The following is a 19,901-nucleotide window of genomic DNA, read 5'->3' as shown; positions in this document are numbered from 1 at the left end:
GGTCAGGCGAGTTCGGCGAGGAAGGGCAGCAGGGTGTCGGCGACGGCGCCGGGGTTGTCGGCCATCGGGTAGTGCCCGGACCCTTCGATCATCACCTTGCGGGCGCCGAGCTTCTCGGCCTGGAGGTCGGCGACGGCTTCGGGCTTCGGGAAGTCGGGGTCCTTGCTGCCCATGAGGACGAGGGCGGGGCAGCGGACGGCCGCGCACCAGCCGATGGGCGCGGAGTCGCCGGTGACGTGGCCGCGGGTGGCGGTCCGGCGGCCGGGGGTGCGCAGGGCGGCGACCAGCCCGTCGACGTAGCCGTCGAGGTCGGCGGGGCGGGGGCCGGGGTAGGCCATCTTGCGCAGGTAGTAGCCCCAGACGCCGGGCCACCGGACCATGGCGGCGCCCATGACGACCATGACGCCCTGCATGAGGGCGTTGGCCCGGTATTCGACGAAGGCGTCGATCAGGGCGATCCCGGCGACCCGCTGGGGTGCGTCGCCGGCGACCTTGACCACGGTGGCCCCGGTGTAGGACTGCCCGACCAGGACGGCCCGTTCGATGCCGAGGTGGTCGAGCAGGGCCAGGACGTCGGTGGCGACGGCGGCGGGGCTGTAGTCGTCCCAGACGATCGAGGACTCGCCGAAGCCGCGCACGTCCATGGTGATCACCCGGTGGCCGGCGGCGGTGAGCAGCGGGTGCAGGTGCCGGTAGGCGCGGCGGGAGTCGAGCATCCCGGGGAGCAGGATGACGGGGGTGCCGTCGCCCTGCCGGGTGTCGTCGTACGCGAGCCGGCCGCCGGGGACGTCGAGGTACTGGGTGCTCGGGGTGGTGGTGCCGTTCATGGTGGGCCTCCGCTGGCTCGGTCGTTGCTGCCGATAGCCATAAAGCTAAGGCTAATAGCCTTAGCCGTCAAGTGCCCCGGTCGAACCGGCCGACAGCGGCGGCAGCGCCCTCCCGCCCGCGTCCTCCCGCCCAAGTCCCCCCGTTCAGATCCCCTCGGCCCTGAACGGGTCGTGCTCGCTGAGCAGCTTCTCCAGCCGGGCCTGGTCGACCCGGGCGACGGTGTCCGAGGACTCCTGCCGGTCCCGGATCACCTTGGCCAGCGTGAACGAGGAGGTGACGGTGTAGAGGAGGCCGATCCCCAGGAAGGCCCGGGTCCAGCCGCCGACGGGCAGGTAGGCGATCCCGGCGGCGAGGGCGGTGCCGGAGATGGCGAAGGAGAGGGCGGCCTGGGCGAAGTACGCGGCCGTGGTCCGTGACTGCATCGGTGCGCTCATGGCGCCAGGATGCGGTGGGGCGGTCGGGTCGCACATGAGTAGGAGTACTCAGATGAACCGGGTGATTGAGGGGTCGTTCGTTGACGTCCGATCACCTGTTCCACGGCCGTCCCGGGCGGATGGCTTGGAATCAGAGCGTCCTAGGATTAACGTTTGATAACGCAGCGCGGTCGTCAACGCCGTACCCAGACGGCACCGTGCGCCGTCGCCTAATCCCGCCGACCGGCCTCCGGGCAGGTCAGGGAGCCGGGGAACCACGTTCCTTGGGGTGAATCGGCGGGGCTCCGGCCCGGCCGTAGGAGACCTTCCTGCTCCGAACCCGTCAGCTAACCCGGTAGGCGCGAAGGAAGGAAAGGAGCGCGCCTCCGTGGCGTCGACGCACACTCCGGCACACCCGGCCGGCCCCGCAGCCGGTACCCAGCTCCTCGACCACCCCGGCCCGGACGGCCCGGAGCCCTTCGATCCGGAGGACTTCGCCCCGGAGGCCGAGGCCAACCGCCACCGGATGCCGCGTCAGACCCGCGGAGCCTCCCCGCTGCTCGGCGTCACCGCCGTCGCCGCCACCCTGGGTGCCACCGGCTTCGCCTCCGCGACCCCGGCCGCCGCGCCCGCCATCGAGACCCCGGACGAGGCGCCGGTCGCCCTGGCCGCCGACCCCGGCCTCGCGCTCGCCGCCCGCATCCAGCAGCAGGCCGACAGCCAGCGCACCGCCGCCGAGGAGGGCGCCCGGGTGCAGGCCGCCCAGGAGGCCGAGGCCAAGGCCGCCGCCAAGGAGGCGGAGGCCAAGCGCGCCGCCGAGGAGGCCGAGCGGGCCAAGGCCGCCGCCCTCACCCTGCCGGTGAAGGACTACAACCTCTCCGCCCACTACGGCCAGAGCGCCCGCTACTGGGCCCACCTGCACACCGGCCTGGACTTCGCCGCCGACACCGGCACCCCGGTCTTCGCGGTCGGCCAGGGCACCATCACCTCGGCCGGCTGGTCCGGCTCGTACGGCTACCGGATCGTGGAGACCCTCCCCGACGGCACCGAGATCTGGTACTGCCACCTCTCCTCGATCATCAAGGGCTCCGGCACCGTCACCTCCGGCCAGCAGATCGGCAAGGTCGGCGCGACCGGCAACGTCACCGGCCCGCACCTGCACCTGGAGGTCCGCCCCGGCGGCGGCGCCCCGGTCGACCCGGAGACCTGGCTCCAGCAGCGCGGCCTCAACCCGTAAGGACCGCCGAAGAGCGTACGGAAGGGCCCCGGGCGCGTCGCCCGGGGCCCTTCCGCGTCATCGGCTCACTCCGCCGGCTCCTCCGCCGCGGCTTCCGGCTCCTCCTTCGAATCCTCCGCGGGCAGCTGCGCCAGGTAGGCGTCGATCTCGGCCGCCCCCGGCTCCGGCGCGAGCTCCGGGAACTCCTCCACCAGCAGCCGCGGCAGCCCGGGCACCGTCCAGTCGCCGAGCAGGTCGAGCGCCGCCTCGGCCGCCGCCGCCTCGAACTCCTCGAAGCCCCCGGTCAGTTCCTCCGGCATCGGGCGCCCCAGCGCGTTCAGTTCGGCCAGGTTGCGGTAGCTGCGCCGCATCAGGCCCTGCTCCAGCAGCCGTCGCGCGCCGTCGGTGGCCATGCCGACGGACAGCACCCGGCCCGGCCCCCAGCCCTGCTCGTCCGGTTCGTCCAGCCAGCCGGTCGGCCCCAGCGCCCCGTACCCGGCCAGCCGCTCCTCCTCGTCGAGCCCGGCGAAGCCGGCCAGCCAGTCCCGGACGGCCGCGGGGTCGCCCACGTCCACCCCGTGGGCGTGCAGCAGCACCGCGTACAGCCGGGGCCAGGTCACCAGGTCGGCGCGGCGCAGCAGCCCGACCGCGACCTCGCCCTGCCACTCGGCCTCGGCGTGCAGCCGCTCCTGGCGCTTGGCGTTGAGCCGCTTCACGGCCCGCTGGTGGTCGACCAGCAGCCGTACGGCCTCGCCGTAGGCGAACGGGTCCTCCTCCGGTGCGGGTTGGACGTAGAGGTGGAGCCGCTCGTACAGCAGGTGCTCCACCGCGTCGGAGGTCAGTTCGGGCCAGCCGTCGTGCATCCTGCCCTCGCCCAGCTCCAGCAGCGCCAGCACCGTGCGCAGCGGCGCTTCGGCCACCGGCGCGCGGTCCTGCCCGGCCGCCCAGGCGAGCAGGTCGGCGGCCCTGGTGCGCGGGGCGAGCCGCAGGTCTTCGTCGTTCATGCTCCGAACGGTAGTCGCCGGACGCGGGTAGGGTCGGCGGCCATGGTCCCCGTACGCCTCACCGGCCCCCGGCTCGCGATCCGCGAGTACCACCACACCCCGGAGGAACTGGACGCGCTGCACGCGCTGTACAGCGACCCGGAGGTGACCCGCTACCTCCCCTTCGAGCCGCGCGACCGCGAGACCTGCGCCGACCAGATCGAGCTCTACCTGGAGGAGGCGATGGCCGAGGAGCGGCACACCTACCGGCTCGCCGTGGTCCGGCGGGAGGACGCCGAGGACCCGGAGGACGCGCTGCCGGTCGCGCACGCCAGCCTCACCCTCGGCACGTACCGCTCGGCCTACCTCGGGTACGTGCTCAGCCGCCCGGTGTGGGGCCGCGGCTACGCGGGCGAGATCGCCGGGCTGCTCTGCGGGTTCTCCTTCGGAGCGCTCGGCCTGCACCGGCTGGCCGCCCGCGTCGACGTGGAGAACGCGGCCTCGGCCAAGGTGCTCACCCGGCTCGGCTTCCGGCTGGAGGGGCACGTCCGGCACGACCTGTACAAGGGCGGCGTCTGGCGCGACTCGTACCAGTACGCGCTGCTCGCCGACGAGTGGACCGGTCCGTCCGGCCCGTCCGGCCCGCGACAGGGGGGTTAACCCCACCCCCGATGCGCCGGTCCCCCGGATGTCTCCCGGGCCGCGCCCCGGCCAGACTGGAACACGTCAGCGAGTGGGAACGACCGCGAGAACAACGAGGGGCCGGGGGCCGGGAGATGAGCAGCAGCGGAAGCACACTGGACCAGGGGTGGGACGCCCCGGGCGGTTACGGCGACGAGGGGACGGGCCCGGTCCGGGCCCGCCGCACCGATCAGCCGCCCGGCTTCTGGCGGGCGCCGTTCTCCGGGCACTACTACCGCGAGGTCGGCTACGCGCTCACCGGCCTGCCGGTCGCCATCGCCGGCTTCGCGGTCGCGATCGCCCTGTTCTGCCTCGGCGTCGGCACCTTCGTGACCGTCCTCGGCCTGCCGGTGCTGGCCGGTCTGACCATCGCCGCCCGGGGCCTGGGCCGGGCGGAGCGGGCCCGGGTGCGCGAGATGCTCGCCGTGGACGTGCCCGGCCCGGCGCCGGTGCGCCAGGTGCGTCCGGGCAATTGGGGCGCGATCACCGCGCGGCTGGCCGACGGGGCGGGCTGGAAGGCCGCGCTGTACCAGGTGGTGATGTTCCCCTGGGCGGTGTTCAGCTTCACCCTCACGCTGGTCTTCCTGCTGCTCGGCTGGGCGATGGCGCTCTACCCGCTCTACCACTGGGTCTTCCCGCGCTACACGTCCTGGCACGGGTACCAGCTGTTCGACTTCACGGACAGCCACCACGTCCGGCACGTGTACTACGTCGAGGGCACCTGGCAGATCGCGGCGTTCTCGGCGATCGGCGTGCTGCTGGTCTTCCTCACCGCGCGGCTGGTCCACGGCCTGACCAACGTCAACCGGGCCGCCGCCCGGGGCCTGCTCGGCCGCTGAGGCCCGGCCCCGCACGCCCCCGCACCCTTCCTGCCCCGCCCCACCCGCGCACCGGACGCGTTCCGGATGCGGGTGGGGCGGGCCCGTGTTCGGATGGCCGGGTGGCCACCGCCCCCACCCCCGTACCGGCCCCGGACGTCCTGGTCACCTCCCGTCCGCTGGACGAGTACTGCACGTCGTTCGGCCTGACCCGCGCCGGGCTCGCCGCCCTGCCCGGCCCGCTGCTGGACTGCCCGGGCGGTGCGGCGGGCCTGGCCGCCGAGGCGCGCGAGCTGGGCTGCCGGGTGATCGCCGTCGACCCGGCGTACGCGCTGCCGCCGCCCGAGCTCGCGGACCGGGCCCTGGCCGCCCGGGCGTCGATGGCCGTCGCGATGGCGGCCCACCCCCAGCTGTACCCGGCCGCCCGCCCGTGCCGCTCCGACTGCCTGGACCGTCCGGACCGCTTGGACCGCTTGGACCGCTACCTGCGCAGCTGGGACCGCGCCCGCCGGCTGTTCGCCGCCGACGCGGCCGCCCATCCGCAGCGCTACCTGGCCGCCGCACTGCCCCGGCTGCCCTTCGCGGACGGCGCCTTCGCCCTCACCCTGAGCGGCTACCTGATCTTCGCCTACCCCGAACTGTTCGACCCGGAGCGCCAGTTGGCCGCCCTGACCGAGCTGGTCCGGGTGACGGCCGCGGACGGTGAGGTGCGGGTCCAGCCGCTGAACGACGGCCGCGGCCGCCGCTGCGGCCACCTCGACCGGCTGCGGTACGCGCTCGGCGAGCGCCGGATCGCCAGCGAGGTGCGCCGGGTGCCGCGCGAGGACGGCCGCACCCGCGCGGTCCTGGTGCTCCGGGCCGTCGACCGGCGCCTCCGCCGGCCCGCTCCGGCACCGGCCAGGTAATGGTCACTAGGCAGGTGAGCCCCTATACTCGCCCATATGAGCGAGACCACGATCCGGCCCGCCCGCCCGGCCGACGCCGACCGGCTCACCGCACTGATCCAGGCCTCCACCGCCTACCGCGGCGCGTACTTCGCGATGATCGACGGCTACGTCGTGCGGCCCGACTACATCGAGCGCCACGAGGTGCGGATGGCCGTCGACCGCACCGACGACCGGCTGCTCGGCTTCTACGGGCTGATCCACGAACCGGCCGAACTGGACCTGATGTTCGTCGCCGATGACGCCCAAGGGCTCGGCATCGGGCGGGCCCTGGTCACCGACATGCTCGACCGGGCCCGGGCGGCCGGGATCGCCACGGTCAAGGTCGTCTCGCACCCGCCCGCCGAGGGCTTCTACCGCCAGGTGGGCGCCGAACGCACCGGCACCCGGCCGCCGCAGCCCAGGACCCCGTGGGAGCAGCCCGAACTGCGCTTCACCGTCTAGGAGTTCGCCTGCGGGTGGTTCGCCTTCGGCGGGTTCACCTGCGGGGGACCCGCCGACGCGGCGCCGTCCGGTACGGGGCCGTCCGACGTGGCGCCGTCCGGCTCCGGGCCCGGCTGCGCCGGACCCGCCGGCCCGTCCCCCGTCGGCTGCGCCGGGACGAAGGCCACCGCCTGCAGCCGGGACAGTATCTTCTCCGCCAGCCAGCTGCGGTCCGACCCGTACGGAATTCCCTGCGGGTCGACCAACTGCGCCGCCACCGCGTCCCGCAGCCGCTGCGCCTCGGCGCCGGGCAGCCGGGAGAGCAGGCCCCGGGCGGCCAGCAGCGCGTGGTACTGCTCGAAGCCCGATCGCGGGCGCTCGATCGCCTCCAGCACGCTCGGCAGGTCCGCCAGTGACGGGTCGCCCTGCATCAGCGCAAGGGCCTGGATCCGGCGGCCCTCGGAGCCGTCCGCGAAGAGCGCCCGCACCTGGTCGGCGGTCAGCGCCGAGCGCTTGGCGGTCGAGCGGACCTCCGCCACCACGCCGTCCGGCCCGGTGGGGGAGTCCGAGGAGGGCGGCAACTGGGCGGCCAGCGCGGCGGGTTGGTCCGCGCTGCCGCCGAGCAGTCCGAGCTGCTGCATGGCGCGCACCCGCAGGTCGTCCGCGCCCACCTTGTCGCCGTGCCGGTCGCGGTCCTGTCCGGCCAGGAAGAGGTCCAGCGCCTCGTCCGTCTCGGTCAGCACCCGGGGCAGCGCCAGCCTGGTCACCAGCCAGCCGGCCAGGAAGCCGAGGACCAGGAAGTACAGCACCAGCGCGGCCGCGAACGGCACCGCGGCGTCCTCCCCGCCCAGCGCGGGCGCCAGCGCCGTACCGAGCTGGTGCAGCCGCTCGCCGAGCGAGCCGAGCTGGGTGAGCCCGACGCCCAGCAGCACCTTGGTCAGCCAGTCGGAGACCTGCTCCAGATTGGTGTTCGGCGCGTACGAGCCCTGCGGCTCGCCGGAGCCGCTCCTCACCCGGGGCACCCCGAACAGGAAGCCCAGCGCGCCGCCGAGCACCGTCGAGGCACCGGCCACCACCAGGCCGCCGCCGAGCGCCTGCCAGGCCTGCGCCCGGCCGAGCGCGAACAGCAGCAGCCCGAGCAGTCCCGTACCGGTCAGTACCCCGGCGGCCGTCCACTGCGCCCTCCGCAGCGCCGGCCCACCGGCCCGTCGCCTTGTCCTCGTCGCCATCGCCCACCCCCTGTGTCCGCGCCGACTCTAGCGCCGGGGCCCCGACACAGGAACGCCCCAGGAGCGCCGTCGCTACGACGTGAGGGGCCGGGCGGAAACGCAGACGGCCCGCAGGCTGCTCCCCGACGCCGGCCCGTGCACTGGCCTGGCGTCGAGGCACCGGGGATGTACCGGTGAGCCTGCGGGCCGGGTGACTGCTGTGGATTTCGCCTGCCGGAGGCCAAGGCCTCACCCTGCGCAGGCAGGGGCGGCTCTAGCGAGCAGCCACCTCACACATCCTGATGGAGTTCAACTCAGGATCACCTCCTTTCAGTGTGCTGCCACTGTAGGCAGCCCCCTGTGGGGAGGGCAACGGATTATTCGCGGGCGCCGCTCAGGCGCTCTTCACCTTGGCCTGGAACTTGGTGTAGTCGATCACGTTGTCGGGCGACGGCAGCTGGACGGTGACCGGCTTGTCGAAGTCGGTGAAGTCGATCTGGCCCTTGTCCGCGCCGGTGGTCTTCTCCATCCGCACCGGGTAGAACTTGCCCTCGGTGGCGACGTGGAGGAGCGACTCCTCGCCCTTCTCGTCCTTCTCCTTGAGGCTGAAGGTCTTGACCCCGTTGACGGTCCCGGCGGTGCCCTTGGTGGGGGCGGTGCCCTTGTCGTTGCCCAGCATCTCGCTCACCCAGGTGAGCTTGCAGAAGTCCATCATCGGCTTCATCTGGGGGTCGCCGTCGAAGCCGGTCAGGTAGCGGCCCTTGAAGAGCTCGGCGACGGCGTCGCCCTTCGGCCCGCCGAAGGTCTTCCAGAACTGGGCGTCCGGCTTGAGGAAGGACTGCTTGCCGTCGCTGATGATCTCGAAGGAGCCCATGCCGGGCATGGCCATGGTGCCCTGGCAGTCGCCCTTGGTGTCCATCGCCATGTTCATGGTGATCACGCCGTCGTCGCTCGGGATCTTGCCGGACATCTTGAGCGAGGTCGCGGCGGAGACCGCGTCCTGAGCCTTCTGCTCGATCTCCTTGGCGCTCAGCGTGTCGGTGTCGAGCTTCGCCACGGTCGGGGTCGGAGTCGGCGTGGCGGTCGGAGTCGGAGCCGCCGCAGCGGTGGTGCCCGCGGGCGCGGCGGCCTTGTCCGAGTCCTTGTTGTCGCCACAGGCGGCCGTGCCGGCTCCCAGCAGGAGGCAGATCGCGGCGGTGCTCACCAGGCGCTTCGACAGCATGGGTCGTTCCTTATCCAGGGCACGGTCCCGCCGCCCCCCACTTGGATGAATTTTTCCTCAGTATGGAGGAGCGCTATGACAGCGGATCTTGGAATGGGGCGCCGTTACCGCTTCGTGGCAGGACCGTGCTCTGCCCGTGTCGGGAAACGCAAAAGGCCCGGAGGAAGAATCCTCCGGGCCTTTTGGCTACTGAGTAGCGGGGACAGGATTTGAACCTGCGACCTCTGGGTTATGAGCCCAGCGAGCTACCGAGCTGCTCCACCCCGCGTCGGTGAACACAACAATACGGGGAAGTCGCCGAGATGGGAAATCGGTTCTTCGGGACGCCCTCGGCTACCCCCGGGCGGCCCCTGTGCCGGCTCCTGTCCCGGCCCGTCTCCCGGGCCGCCCGCCGTGCCGCGCGGCACGGGACCTGGCCCACAGCGCGAAGCCCACCAGCGCCGCGAAGCAGGGCACCATCAGCACCCCGTAGACCACCAGGAACCCGTCTGTCCCCAGGTCGGCGGCGGCGTTCCAGGTGCCGTGCAGCACCATCGCCAGCAGCAGCCCGGCGGGCGCGGCCAGCCGGGCCAGCCAGCGCCGCCCGGTGGTCAGGGCGACGGCCAGGCCGATCCCGGTGAGCGCGGTGAACAGCGGGTGGGCGAAGGGGGAGAGCAGGGCGCGCAGCACGAAGGTCTGCACGGTGCTGTCGAAGTCGCGCAGGCTGGGCGGATCGCCCAGGCCGATGCTGTCCAGCCGGTTGCGCTGGTCGGTGCTGAAGGCCCGGCCCAGGTAGAGGGCGTTCTCGGTGAAGGCGAAGCCGCAGGCCGTCGTCCCGCCGAGCACCATCCCGGCGGCCAGGGTGCGCGGTCGGGAGCGGCGGTGCGCAGAGCCCGGGGCGGGCGGGGCCGGGCGCAGGTAGGGCAGCGGCCGCAGGTACGGGCGGAGCCGCAGCCGGCCGCGGGCGTGCGGTCCGGCCGGGCGGCGCTGGTACGGGCGGGGGCGCCGGGGCGCGGGCGCCCGGTGCAGCAGCGGCGCGCAGGGGCGGCCGGTGCGGCGGCCGCGGCAGCGCCGCCGGCCGAGCGGCAGCAGCAGCACCAGGAGGGCGGTGGCCTTGGCGCTCTCCTCGATCACCGGGGTGGCGACCCCGGCGCCGAGCAGTCCGCCGAAGGCGTTGTGGTGGGCGGTCAGGTAGTCGGCGGTCCAGTTGTTGGCGAGGATCGCGACCGTGGTGGCCGCGCAGGCGCCCCAGCCGAGGCAGAACACGGTGTGCCGCAGCGGCACCCGGGCGGTCAGGTTGAGCCAGGCCAGGCCGCCCAGGACGAAGGGCAGCGGCACCATCGCCAGGCCCAGGCCCACCAGCAGTCCGACGGTGCCGGTCTGGCGCTGGACCAGGTGCAGGATCAGCGCCCCGCAGCAGAGCAGGGTGAGCACGGTGGCCGTGGTGACCGAGGAGAGCGGCGTCCAGCGGCTGCGGGCCCGGGGCGCCGCGCCCGGGCCGGCGGTGCGGGCTCCGGTGCCGGTGCCGGCCGCTGTGTCGGGGGCCGTCGTCGCGGCGGTCGGTGGCGCGGCGGTCTGTGGCGCTCCACCGGGCCGGGACAGCAGCCGGTCGGCCCGGCGCCTCCGGGGCCCCGGGATCGTCCGGGTGCCGCCGGTGCGCGGGACCGTACCCGGTGCGTCGGCGGCGGTGCGGGCGGTCGCCCGCCCCAGCCAGGCTCCCCGGCCGCCGCCGGACGGGCTGCCCATGCGGCTCAGGGTAGGCCACGGCGGCGGCCCGTCGGGAGGACTCCGGACGAACCGTTCGTCCCGGGTCCGAGCGCCCGGTCAGGCCGCCGCGGCCCGTTCGAACGGGTGCCGACGGCTCAGCGGCGGCGGAACAGCAGGTCGTGCACCACGTGGCCCTTGGCGATCCCGGCCCGCTCGAACTTGGTGACCGGCCGCCAGTCCGGCCGGGGCGCGTAGCCGGGGACGCTGCCGTCCGGGTGGTCCGCGGGCTCCAGCCAGCCGGTCCCGTCACCCTCCGGGTGCAGGTTCTCCAGCTCCGGCGAGGCGGACAGCACGTCCAGCATCTGCTCCGCGTACGGCTCCCAGTCGGTCGCGCAGTGCACCAGGGCGCCCGGGGCGAGCCGGGGCAGCACCAGGTCGAGGAAGGACGGCTGGACCAGCCGGCGCTTGTGGTGCTTGGGCTTCGGCCACGGGTCGGCGAAGTAGACCCGCAGGCCCGCGAGCGAGGCGTCCGGCAGCATGTCGCGGAGCAGGATGACGGCGTCGCCGGCGGCCAGCCGGACGTTCTGCGAACCGTCGCGCTCCAGCATGCCGAGCAGGTTGCCGTGGCCGGGGGTGTGCACGTCGGCGGCCAGGATTCCGGTCGACGGGTCGGCGGCGGCCATCGCGGCGGTGGTCTCGCCCATGCCGAAGCCGATCTCCAGGGTGACCGGCAGGCCGCCGAACAGCTCCCCCAGGTCGAGCGGGGTGCCGTCGATCGGGACGCCGTACGTCTCCCAGCTCCGGTCCAGGGCGCCCGCCTGGGCGTTGGTCATCCGGCCCCGGCGCGGCTGGAAGCTGCGGATGCGCCGCTCCCGGTGCTGTTCCTCGGTGGCCTTGTGCGGGTACATCGGCGCGGGGTAGGCGGCCGGCGCCGCGGACAGCCGGGCGGACGGCGATTGCTGGGGGATCGGGGCGGTGGCAGTCACAATCACCCGAGTCTACGGGGCCGTGCGGGGCGCCCGGAGGGGTGTGTGACGGGGCTCATCCGGCCCGGGCCCGGCCGCGGGCTCAGCCGCCCGCCTCCAGCGCGGCCAGGGCCCGGCGGGCCACCTCGCGGCCGATCGGCAGCGAGGCCGTCGCCGCGGGGGAGGGGGCGTTCAGCACGTGCACCGTCCGGCGCGGGGAGCGCGGGTCCCCGGGGTCGAAGCCGGCGAAGGCGAAGTCGTCCAGCAGCGAGCCGTCCCGGGCCACCGCCTGGGCCCGCACCCCGGCCGTGGCCGGCACCAGGTCGGCGGCGGTCACGGCGGGCAGCAGCCGACGGACGGCCGTGGTGAACGCCCGCTTGGACAGCGAGCGGTGCAACTCGCCGACCTCGTACCGCCAGTGCCGCCGCAGGATCCGCCAGGTGCCGGGGAAGGCGAGGGTCTCGGCCAGGTCGGCCGGGCGGACGGTTCGCCAGTCGTACCCCTCGCGGGCCAGCGCGGGCACCGCGTTCGGGCCGACGTGGACGTCCCCGTGGATGCCCCGGGTGAGGTGCACCCCCAGGAACGGGAAGGCCGGGTCGGGCACCGGGTACACCAGGCCGCGCACCAAGTCCCGGCGGTGCTCGGCCAGTTCGTAGTACTCGCCGCGGAACGGGACGATCCGCACCCCCGGGTCGTCCCCGGCCAGCCGGGCGATCCGGTCGCTGTGCAGCCCGGCGCAGTTCACCAGCACCCGGCAGCGCAGCTCCTCGGCGGCGGTGCCGACCGTCACCCCGTCCCGGCGCCGGTCCACCGCCCGCACCGCCGTACCGGGCCGCAGTTCGGCGCCCGCCTCCCGGGCCAGCCGGGCGTACGTCGTCGCGACGGCGGGGAAGTCGCAGATGCCGGTCGTGCCGACGTGCAGCCCGGCCCGCCCGACCACGGCCGGCTCGTACCGGGCGATCCCGGCCCGGTCCAGCTCGGTGACCGGGATGCCGTTCGCCCGCCCGCGCTCGGCCAGCGCCGCCAACCGGGGCAGCTCGGCTTCGCCGGTCGCCACGATCAGCTTGCCGGTGACCTCGTACGGGATGCCGTGCTCGCGGCAGAACTCCACCAGCTCGGCGGCGCCCTCGACCGCGAACCGGGCCTTGTACGAGCCGGGGCGGTAGTACACGCCGCTGTGGATCACCCCGCTGTTGCGCCCGGTCTGGTGCGCCGCGAAGCCGGTCTCCTTCTCCAGCACCGCCAGCCGCAGCCCGGGCCTCGCCTGGGTCAGGGCGTACGCCGTGGCCAGGCCGACGATCCCGCCGCCGACCACCACGACATCGAACTCGTCCGCCACGCTGCGCTCCTCGTCACTGCCGGGCCGCCGTCGCCGGTGCCGGTACGGGGCTTCGTCCGCTGCCCCACCGGCTTCCGCCGCAGATGCTGCCACGGCTCCACGCGGGGGTCGAGACCGCGTGACGGGCGGGGCGGAAGTCGCGCGTCGGTCGGCCCGTCAAGGCTCCGCCGCGCGGCTACGCGTCCCTCACCCGCTCGACCACCCGTTCGATCCGGGGCATGCCGAGGTGGGCGGCAGTGTCTCCTGCCGCCCACCTCGCCCCCGGGCGCGGCCGGTCCCCCGGTCCGGCCGTGGTGTGGCGCGCCGAGTCCCCCGACTCCGCGCGCCACGCCCCCCCTTGGTCCGGCCGTGGCGGTCGCGCGCAGGGCCCCCGACCCCGTGCGCCACCGCCGCCCCCGTCCGGCCGTGTGTTGGTCAGACCTCCCAGGGCCAGCCGGCGTCGGCTCCCGCCTCCAGGAGGGGGATCAGCCGGAAGGCCGCGTCGCTCAGGCCGCCGAAGGTGTGCCGGTTGGCACCGCCGCTCGGGCCGTGGCCCGCGGCGTAGCCGGCCAGGTTCCAGGTGTAGACCGGGACGTGGGCCGGTATCAGGTCGAGAGGGTCGCTGCCCCGGTAGCCGAAGCCGGGCTGTTCGTCGGTGACGATCACCACCCGGTCGTGGCCCCGGTAGTGGCTGCGGACGGCCTCGGCGGTGTTGGTGCCGCCGAGGTTGGAGAAGCGCTCCAGCACCCGCAGCACCGCCTCACCCCGGCCGACCTCGACCACCCGGCTGATGCTGCCGAACTCGACCAGGTCCGCCTCGGCCGCGCGCACCTTCAGCGCGGTGCCGAAGATCGCCGCAGAGTCGGCCCGGTTGAGCTGGGTCTGCGCGCCGGGCCGGTCGAACATCGAGCCTGAGCGGTCGACCAGGACCAGCGTCCGGCCGGGCAGTTCGGGCACGTTGGCGAGCGAGTGGCCGAGCGCCGTCTCCAGCGCGTGCCCCCACCGCAGCGAGGGCGCGTGCCGGTACGCGGCCAGGTAGCGGAACGGGAACTGGCGCGAGCGCCGTACCTCGCCCTCGTCGGAGATCCGCCGGGCCACCTCGGCCGCGGCCTCGTCCGACACCCCGGCCCGGTCGAAGTTGCGCAGGTTGCGGACCAGCGCCATCGGGCCCATGGAGGGGATGACCGCCTCCCAGACCGGAGCGTCCAACGGCCCCTGCAGCCAGCCCGCCAGCGCCTCCCAGGTCAGTCCGGCTGCTGCCAGTCGCTCCGCGCCGTCCTTCGCCGTCACGGCCGTCCGGCGCTGCTCGACCGGCAGCGCGAGCAGCTCGCGGTTGGCGGTCAGCATCCGGTCGGCGGCGGGCGGCGCGGCCTCCTCCGGCCGGTGCCGGCGGTCCAGCGCGTACCCGAACAGCGCGCCCTGCCAGGGCTTGGCCGGGTCCGGCGCCGGGTGGGTCAACTCCAGGACGTCACCGAAGCGGTAGCCCTTGCCGGCGGTGTCGTACTTGAGCAGCGCACGGGCGTCGTACAGCCGGCGCACCGCGTCCGCGACACCGCGCTTGAGCGGCTTGGGCAGCGCCCGGCCGTAGCGCGAGGTCCAGTACGAGAGCAGCTCGCCGGGCTCGTCGGCCCGCCGCAGCACGGCGTCGACGGCCTGCCGGGAGTATCCGTGGGCGCCCGCGTCCAGCCGGGCCCGGGTGAACTCGGCGGCGCCGACCAGCGCGGCGGTGCGCAGCTGCGCACCGTGCCGCAGCCAGCGCAGCAGCCCGAGGGTCCACTCCGGGTCGCTGACGGCGAGCCCGCGCACCAGCGCGGTGTAGCGGTCGTCGCGCTTGCCGCCGCTCTCGTAGAAGGTGTCCTGGCCGACCAGGTTGGCCACGGCGAGCAGGAACAGCTCGGACTTGCCGTCCCGGACGAACCCGGTGCCGCCGTTGTGGTTGGCCGTGCGTGCGCCGGTCGTGGTCACCGGTGACTTCGGATCCGCCTTCGGACCCGTCTTGGCCTTGCGGATGTTGAACCTGGACATGCTGCAGCCCCCCTCGGCGTGCTCGGTCGTCAGCGGGAGGGAGGCATGCTGCGGCCGGGGTGCCCGAGATCGTGCCGGTCGTCGTGCGACGACCGGCGTCGGCGGAGGTATATGCCTTGTGCTCTACCGGATTGAGCTAGCGGCCGCACTCGCGCACGGCACGCCCGGGAATTGAACCCGGAACCGCAAGATCCGAAGTAACCCCCGCCTGCGCACCGGGCACTCCGAAGCGCAGCTGCCTCCCGAGATCAGATGTGGCCGCGGTCGATGGAACTCGGCTTCAACGCACCCCTGGAAAGGGGCACTCCACAGAAGTAACCGCTGCCGTCGCACCGGGAGGTGCGGAATTCTATTCACGTCTGGGTGTCCAGAGTTCGGATTCGGCTGAGGTGACGAAGCTGCTCTACCGACTGAGCTACACCGGCGTGAAGCCGATGACGGGACTCGAACCCGCGACCCGCCCATTAAGAGTGGAAGTAACCTCTGCCTGCGCACCTGGACGAGAGAGACCTTATCCAGGCCCCTCTCCCCAGCGCATCCCCTTTATCGCCAGGCCGATTCCGCGGCCGATTCCGCGGCCGATTCCGCGGCCGTTCCGTCGGCTCCGGCGGCTCACGCCGGAGCGACGATCACCGCCCGCGCCCGCTCGGTCAACTCCCGCACCCGGCGCTCGCCCTGGAACGGCTCCAACCGCCGCAGCATCTCCACCACGTACTCCCGGCTGCGCTGCGAGGAGATCCGGCCGGCCACCTCGACGGCGCGCTCGCCCGCGGCGACCGCGGCGTCCAGGTTTCCCGCCTCGGCCTCGGCCATCGCCGAGACCACCAGCCGCAGGCCGTGCGAACGGACGAAGCCCTCGGTGGGCTTGGCCAGCGCCTCGCGGGTGAACTGCCGGACCTTGGAGGGCACTCCGAGGTCGCGGAAGCACTCCGCGGCGTCGGCGGCCAGCCGGTCGTAGGCGTAGAAGTCGATCCACGCCGGATCCGGATCCCCGGCGCGCGCCCGTTCGAGTGCGCTCTCCGCAGCACCGAGCGCCGTCGCGCACGCCGCCGCGTTGCGGGCCTTGGCCTGGGCCCGTGCCTCCACCAGGTGGAAGAAGCTCATGGTCCGGGCGGTGGCCAGGCTGCGGTTGCGCTCCAGCGCGGCCTGGGCGAGGTCGACGGCCTCCTCGGCGAAGCCCCGGTAGCCGGCCTGCAGGCTCATCGAGGCCAGCACGTACCCGCCGAGCGGCACGTCGGCGGCGGCCCGGGCGAGCCGCAGGGCCTGGATGTAGTACCGCTGGGCGGCCTCGTGCTGCCCGGTGTCGAAGGCCATCCACCCGGCCAGCCTGGTCAGTTCGGCGGTCGCGCCGAACAGCGCCCGGCCGACCGCGTCGCTGTACGAGGCCAGCAGCAGCGGCGCCGCCTCGACCCGCAGGCACTCCGGCACCATCGACGAACGCCAGTCCCCGCCACCGTACTTGGAGTCCCAGCGACGGGCCTCCTGGGCGGCCTCGCGGAGCTTCACAGCGTCCGAGTGGCCGACCCGGTACGAGGAGTTCTCACTGGGGGAGCGCGGCACCTCGCGGGCCACCGAGCCGTCCGCCGGGTTGATCAGCCAGCGGGAGACGGGCGTCGCGTACGCGGCGACCGAGAAGGTGCCGGCCAGGCTGTCGCTCCAGCGGCCGCCCCCGGGCCCGCGGCGCAGATCGAGGTCGACCCGGAACAGGTCGGTCGCCGAGCGCACCGCGTCGGCGACCTCGCGCGGGAAGGCCAGGCCGAGTTCGGGCGCCGGGTCGGTGTCGCCCAGGCCGATCTCCTCCAGCGGGACGGGCCGGCCGAGCTTGCCGCCGATCGCGGTGGCGATCAGGTGCGGGACGGGCCCCTGCGGGACCATGCCCTTGCTGACCCAGCGGGCCACCGAGGTCTTGTCGTAGCGCAGCGTCAAACCGCGTTGGGCGCCCAGATCGTTGACCCGGCGGGCCAGTCCCGCGTTGCTGATCTGGGCGAGGGTCAGGAGCGTGCCGAGCCGTTCGTTCGGTCCTCGTGGGCTGACGGTCATGGTGGCGGGGGCACCTCCTGCGGCCTTGTGCGCGGGGCCCGGGCGGCACCGGGCCGTAGCTGCTGTACCTAGAGTAGTCGGACGCGTTCCGACGGTTAAGAGGCCGCATTCCGGATGGCGGGATCGCGCACCCGGCGGTGGAGCGCCGGGCCCCCGCGGCGGTTGGTCCGGACCACCCGGAGCGGTTCGGCCGGGCCGCGCGCCGGAGCGCCGTGCTCCGGTCCCGTGTTCACGTGCGCCCGGCCGTGCCCCCTGGCCCGACCGGCTGCTCGGCGATTCGCTGGTGGTCGTGGGTCGGCCCGCCGTCGAGGACCCGGCGGGCCGGGGGATGCCGCCGCCTCAATCCCCGCGGGCGGCGGTGAAGTCCGGGAGGGCATGCGGATGCCCTCCCGGGCTGGGCGACGCCTTTCGGCCATCTCGCGATGCCCATGTCAAGGGTGCCGCCCGGGCGGTCCGGGCCACGGAGGGGGAGGCCCGGCCCGCCCGAACCCACCCCGACCCCGGACCCGGTGCCGACACCCGCCCCGGTCCCGCCGAAACGGAAGCGGAACCGACAACACCGGCCCCGGCAGCGCCCGGTGGTGGCACGATGTCTCCTGACGGCGCGCCGGAACGCGGGCACGCCCGGACGCGCCTGCGGGCCGCCCCCGGCCGCCCGCCCGACGCCGGACGCGCCGCGCGAGTGCAGGTCCTCGTCCGGTGGAGGCGCGATGCGGTGGCTGACGGGCTGGAGCACGGGCACGCCCCGGGCGGGCGCGCCGGTGCACGAGGCCCTCGCCACGGTCGCCCCGATCGCCGCCCGCCCCCTGTGGACCGGCCCCAACCCGCTCTGGGCCGTGGGCGACTGGCGGCCCGAGGAGATCCGCCTGGTCACCCTCCGCCCCGGCGCCCGCGCCACCGTCAGCACCGGCCCCACCTCCCCCGACCCGGTCGCGGACACCCCCGCCACCACCCGGCTCGCCGTCCTCGGCCACTGCGGAGCCACCGACGCCGAACTCGCCGCCGGCCTCGCCGCCGCCCGCGGCGGCGCCGTCCGCCACCTCACCGCCTGGCCCGGCAGCTACACCGTCGTGCTGCGCACCGGCACCCGCTCCACCCTGCTGCTCACCGACCTCGCCGGCACCCAGCCCGTCTTCCACACCCCCTGGGCCGGCGGCACCGCGTACGCCACCGCGGCCCTGCCGCTCGCCGACCTGGTCGGCGCCGCGCTGGACACCGGCCACCTCGCCGCCCGGCTCGCCTGCCCGGAGTCCCCGGAGGCGCTCGGCACCGGCACGCCGTACCTGGGCGTCCAGCGGGTGCCGCCCGGCCACGTGCTCGCCGTCCGCGGCGGCCGCCCGTACCTCGACGCCTACGACGAGCCGCCCGGCGCCGAACAGCCGCGCGACGAGGCCCCCGCCATCCGCGAACTCACCCGCGCCCTGCTGGAATCCGTCCGCTCCCGGGTCCGCACCCCCGCACCGGCCACCGAGCCGGCCGGGCGCGCCCGGCTCGGCGTCGACCTCTCGTACGGGACCGCCTCCGCCACCGTCGCCCTGCTCGCCGCGGCCGTACCGCTGCCGGCCGGCCCGACCGGTGCGCCCGGCACGCCGACCGGACCGGCCGCCGGGGCCAGGACCGGCGCCGTCAAGGGCTCCTGGGTCCGGACCGCAGCCCAGGGCCCGTCCGCCCCCGAGCAGTTGGCCGCCGTCACGCTCGGCGAGACCGAACCGCCCACCACCCTCGCGCTCGCCCCCGACACCCCGCGGCTGCGGCACACCGTGCTCGACCCCGGCCCCGACGCCCTCCCGTACGCCGTCCTGCGCGCCGACCCGCAGTCCGGTCCGCTCACCGACGAGCCCGGCCCCGAACTCGTCGCCGCCGCCCGGGCCGGCGCCCGCTTCGACGCCGGCGGCACCGACCACCTGACCGGCTACGGCGCCCGCCAGGTCCTGGACGGCCACCCGGCCCGGCTCGCCGACCTCATCCGGGCCGGCCGTCCCCGCGAACTGCTGCCCCCGGTCGCCGCCCTGGCCGGCGCCGACCGGGCCGCCGCGGGCGTGCTGGCCGGTGCGCTGCGCACCCCGCTCACCGTGGTCCGGGCCGCCCACCGGCTCTCCCGGGTCCGCTATGCCGAGGCGCTGGACGAGGCGGCCGCCAAGCTCACCGCCCGGCACGTCCCCGACGGCGCGGGCACGGCGGGCGACCGCTCGGCCGTCGACCTCGCCTGGTGCGTCCCCGGCCCGGCCGCCCGCTGGCTCTCCGACGAGGCGCTCTCCTCGGTGGCCCTACGGCTACGGCTGGCGGCGCGCAGACCGGCGCCCGAGGAGCACCCCGGCGCGCACCGGGCCCGCCACGCCCTCTACCGCCAGGCGCGCTCCTACCGCACGCTCCTGCACGCCGCCGAACGGCCCGGCCAGCGGCTGCACGCGCCCTTCCTCGACAACCAGGTGGTCCGCGCCGCCCGGCTGCTCCCCGACGACGTCCGCCTCCAACCCGGCGCCCGGCACGCCCTCCTGCACGCCGTCCTCACCGGCGCCGGCCGCACCGACCTGCCCCCCGACTGGGGCCGCGGCCCCCGCCCCGACCGCACCGCCCCCGCCCGGGCCGGCCTGCGCCTCGCCGCCGACGGCCTCGCCGAACTCTTCGACGCCCCCCTCCTCGCCGAAGCCGGCCTCATCGACCTCCCCGCCGTCCGCGCCGGCCTCGCAGACCCCGCCACCCCCCTCTCCCCGGCCGCCCTCGCCGGCCTGGCCGACCTCGTCTCCACCGAACTCTGGCTCCGCCGCCTCCGCGCCCGCCGCCACGGCGCCTGCTGGACCGGCCTCCCCCACCCCCAACCCCCAGCCCTCACCCCCTGACCCACCGCAGGCATGCGGGACGATCCCGGAGGGCGCGCGGACAACGCCCCCCCGCGCCCACAACACCCCACCCCTCAACCCCACCCGCCCCCACTCACTCACCCGCCCCCACCCCACCCACCCACTCACCCGCACCAACCCACCCACCCCCACCCCACCCACCCACTCACCCGCACCAACCCACCCACCCCAACCACCCCCTCCCCTTCCCCAGGCGAGAGGGACGCGCTGCGGGAGGGGGCGGTGGAGGGGGTGGGTGCGGAGAGGGGCGTGACGGGTGATTTTCAGACC

General features: G+C 75.0%; 16 protein-coding genes, 1 tRNA gene and 1 riboswitch. Of the genes, 6 read left to right on the top strand and 11 right to left on the bottom strand.

The window, feature by feature from the left end; genetic code table 11:
- Positions 1 to 2: 2 nt before the first annotated feature.
- Positions 3 to 827, bottom strand: a complete 825-nt coding sequence (locus tag ABTY61_RS26355) for an alpha/beta fold hydrolase (protein ID WP_350507552.1) — start codon at positions 825 to 827, stop codon at positions 3 to 5.
- Positions 828 to 971: 144 nt separating this feature from the next.
- A complete protein-coding gene (locus ABTY61_RS26350) occupies positions 972 to 1,262 on the bottom strand; it encodes a YiaA/YiaB family inner membrane protein (RefSeq protein ID WP_350507551.1) in 291 nt (96 codons plus the stop codon).
- A gap of 196 nt (positions 1,263 to 1,458) precedes the next feature.
- Positions 1,459 to 1,617, top strand: a riboswitch (cyclic di-AMP (ydaO/yuaA leader).
- Positions 1,618 to 1,629: 12 nt separating this feature from the next.
- Here ABTY61_RS26350 and ABTY61_RS26345 point away from each other — a divergent pair.
- Positions 1,630 to 2,478 carry a M23 family metallopeptidase gene (locus ABTY61_RS26345; protein WP_350507550.1) on the top strand — a complete coding sequence of 283 codons (849 nt, stop codon included), beginning with the start codon at positions 1,630 to 1,632 and terminating at the stop codon, positions 2,476 to 2,478.
- Between the two features lie 65 nt (positions 2,479 to 2,543).
- Here ABTY61_RS26345 and ABTY61_RS26340 read toward each other — a convergent pair whose 3' ends face one another.
- On the bottom strand, positions 2,544 to 3,461 hold the full coding sequence (locus tag ABTY61_RS26340; protein ID WP_350507549.1) for a hypothetical protein: 918 nt from the start codon (positions 3,459 to 3,461) through the stop codon (positions 2,544 to 2,546).
- 42 nt (positions 3,462 to 3,503) lie between these two features.
- Here ABTY61_RS26340 and ABTY61_RS26335 point away from each other — a divergent pair, with 42 nt between their 5' ends.
- From ABTY61_RS26335 to ABTY61_RS26320, 4 genes are all read left to right on the top strand, one after another.
- Complete coding sequence (locus ABTY61_RS26335; RefSeq protein WP_350507548.1) at positions 3,504 to 4,100, top strand: GNAT family N-acetyltransferase; 597 nt, start codon at positions 3,504 to 3,506, stop codon at positions 4,098 to 4,100.
- 116 nt (positions 4,101 to 4,216) lie between these two features.
- A complete protein-coding gene (locus ABTY61_RS26330) occupies positions 4,217 to 4,960 on the top strand; it encodes a sensor domain-containing protein (protein WP_350507547.1) in 744 nt (247 codons plus the stop codon).
- A 101-nt stretch (positions 4,961 to 5,061) separates the two neighbouring features.
- Positions 5,062 to 5,844 (top strand): hypothetical protein, encoded by a 783-nt coding sequence (locus ABTY61_RS26325; RefSeq protein WP_350507546.1) that lies wholly within the window; start codon positions 5,062 to 5,064, stop codon positions 5,842 to 5,844.
- A 36-nt stretch (positions 5,845 to 5,880) separates the two neighbouring features.
- Positions 5,881 to 6,327: a GNAT family N-acetyltransferase gene (locus ABTY61_RS26320; RefSeq protein WP_350507545.1), complete on the top strand. Its 447-nt coding sequence runs from the start codon at positions 5,881 to 5,883 to the stop codon at positions 6,325 to 6,327.
- On the opposite strand, the gene ABTY61_RS26315 is transcribed toward ABTY61_RS26320, so the two are convergent.
- The 8 genes from ABTY61_RS26315 to ABTY61_RS26280 form a co-directional block, all read right to left on the bottom strand.
- Positions 6,324 to 7,535: a hypothetical protein gene (locus ABTY61_RS26315; protein ID WP_350507544.1), complete on the bottom strand. Its 1,212-nt coding sequence runs from the start codon at positions 7,533 to 7,535 to the stop codon at positions 6,324 to 6,326. The two genes, ABTY61_RS26320 and ABTY61_RS26315, sit on opposite strands and share 4 nt — an antisense overlap.
- A gap of 373 nt (positions 7,536 to 7,908) precedes the next feature.
- On the bottom strand, positions 7,909 to 8,736 hold the full coding sequence (locus tag ABTY61_RS26310; protein WP_350507543.1) for a hypothetical protein: 828 nt from the start codon (positions 8,734 to 8,736) through the stop codon (positions 7,909 to 7,911).
- Between the two features lie 194 nt (positions 8,737 to 8,930).
- A tRNA-Met gene (locus tag ABTY61_RS26305) sits at positions 8,931 to 9,004 on the bottom strand.
- A gap of 65 nt (positions 9,005 to 9,069) precedes the next feature.
- The gene (locus tag ABTY61_RS26300; protein WP_350507542.1) at positions 9,070 to 10,461 is read right to left on the bottom strand and encodes a PrsW family intramembrane metalloprotease; all 1,392 of its coding nucleotides are present in this window, start codon (positions 10,459 to 10,461) and stop codon (positions 9,070 to 9,072) included.
- A 116-nt stretch (positions 10,462 to 10,577) separates the two neighbouring features.
- On the bottom strand, positions 10,578 to 11,408 hold the full coding sequence (gene trmB, locus ABTY61_RS26295) for a tRNA (guanosine(46)-N7)-methyltransferase TrmB (RefSeq protein WP_350507541.1): 831 nt from the start codon (positions 11,406 to 11,408) through the stop codon (positions 10,578 to 10,580).
- Positions 11,409 to 11,490: 82 nt separating this feature from the next.
- A complete protein-coding gene (lhgD, locus tag ABTY61_RS26290; RefSeq protein ID WP_350507540.1) occupies positions 11,491 to 12,726 on the bottom strand; it encodes an L-2-hydroxyglutarate dehydrogenase in 1,236 nt (411 codons plus the stop codon).
- 414 nt (positions 12,727 to 13,140) lie between these two features.
- Positions 13,141 to 14,730, bottom strand: a complete 1,590-nt coding sequence (locus ABTY61_RS26285) for a TROVE domain-containing protein (RefSeq protein ID WP_350507539.1) — start codon at positions 14,728 to 14,730, stop codon at positions 13,141 to 13,143.
- A gap of 612 nt (positions 14,731 to 15,342) precedes the next feature.
- Complete coding sequence (locus ABTY61_RS26280) at positions 15,343 to 16,770, bottom strand: NsdA family TPR-like regulatory protein (protein ID WP_350507538.1); 1,428 nt, start codon at positions 16,768 to 16,770, stop codon at positions 15,343 to 15,345.
- A 710-nt stretch (positions 16,771 to 17,480) separates the two neighbouring features.
- On the opposite strand from ABTY61_RS26280, the gene ABTY61_RS26275 reads away from it, so the two are divergent.
- A complete protein-coding gene (locus ABTY61_RS26275) occupies positions 17,481 to 19,610 on the top strand; it encodes an asparagine synthase-related protein (protein ID WP_350507537.1) in 2,130 nt (709 codons plus the stop codon).
- Positions 19,611 to 19,901 lie beyond the last annotated feature (291 nt).

The sequence above is a fragment of the Kitasatospora sp. NPDC096128 genome (assembly GCF_040303105.1).
Taxonomy (GTDB): Bacteria; Actinomycetota; Actinomycetes; order Streptomycetales; family Streptomycetaceae; genus Kitasatospora.
Note: the sequence above shows the minus strand (reverse complement) of the source record. Positions and strands in the feature narration are given on the sequence as shown.

What these genes read in the sequence shown, in the direction of transcription:
- ABTY61_RS26355 (WP_350507552.1), bottom strand. Translation starts at nt 827, where the DNA reads ATGAACGGCACCACCACCCCGAGCACCCAGTACCTCGACGTCCCCGGC.
- ABTY61_RS26350 (WP_350507551.1), bottom strand. Translation starts at nt 1,262, where the DNA reads ATGAGCGCACCGATGCAGTCACGGACCACGGCCGCGTACTTCGCCCAG.
- ABTY61_RS26340 (WP_350507549.1), bottom strand. Translation starts at nt 3,461, where the DNA reads ATGAACGACGAAGACCTGCGGCTCGCCCCGCGCACCAGGGCCGCCGAC.
- ABTY61_RS26335 (WP_350507548.1), top strand. Translation starts at nt 3,504, where the DNA reads ATGGTCCCCGTACGCCTCACCGGCCCCCGGCTCGCGATCCGCGAGTAC.
- ABTY61_RS26330 (WP_350507547.1), top strand. Translation starts at nt 4,217, where the DNA reads ATGAGCAGCAGCGGAAGCACACTGGACCAGGGGTGGGACGCCCCGGGC.
- ABTY61_RS26320 (WP_350507545.1), top strand. Translation starts at nt 5,881, where the DNA reads ATGAGCGAGACCACGATCCGGCCCGCCCGCCCGGCCGACGCCGACCGG.
- ABTY61_RS26315 (WP_350507544.1), bottom strand. Translation starts at nt 7,535, where the DNA reads ATGGCGACGAGGACAAGGCGACGGGCCGGTGGGCCGGCGCTGCGGAGG.
- ABTY61_RS26310 (WP_350507543.1), bottom strand. Translation starts at nt 8,736, where the DNA reads ATGCTGTCGAAGCGCCTGGTGAGCACCGCCGCGATCTGCCTCCTGCTG.
- ABTY61_RS26300 (WP_350507542.1), bottom strand. Translation starts at nt 10,461, where the DNA reads ATGGGCAGCCCGTCCGGCGGCGGCCGGGGAGCCTGGCTGGGGCGGGCG.
- ABTY61_RS26285 (WP_350507539.1), bottom strand. Translation starts at nt 14,730, where the DNA reads ATGTCCAGGTTCAACATCCGCAAGGCCAAGACGGGTCCGAAGGCGGAT.
- ABTY61_RS26280 (WP_350507538.1), bottom strand. Translation starts at nt 16,770, where the DNA reads ATGACCGTCAGCCCACGAGGACCGAACGAACGGCTCGGCACGCTCCTG.
- ABTY61_RS26275 (WP_350507537.1), top strand. Translation starts at nt 17,481, where the DNA reads ATGCGGTGGCTGACGGGCTGGAGCACGGGCACGCCCCGGGCGGGCGCG.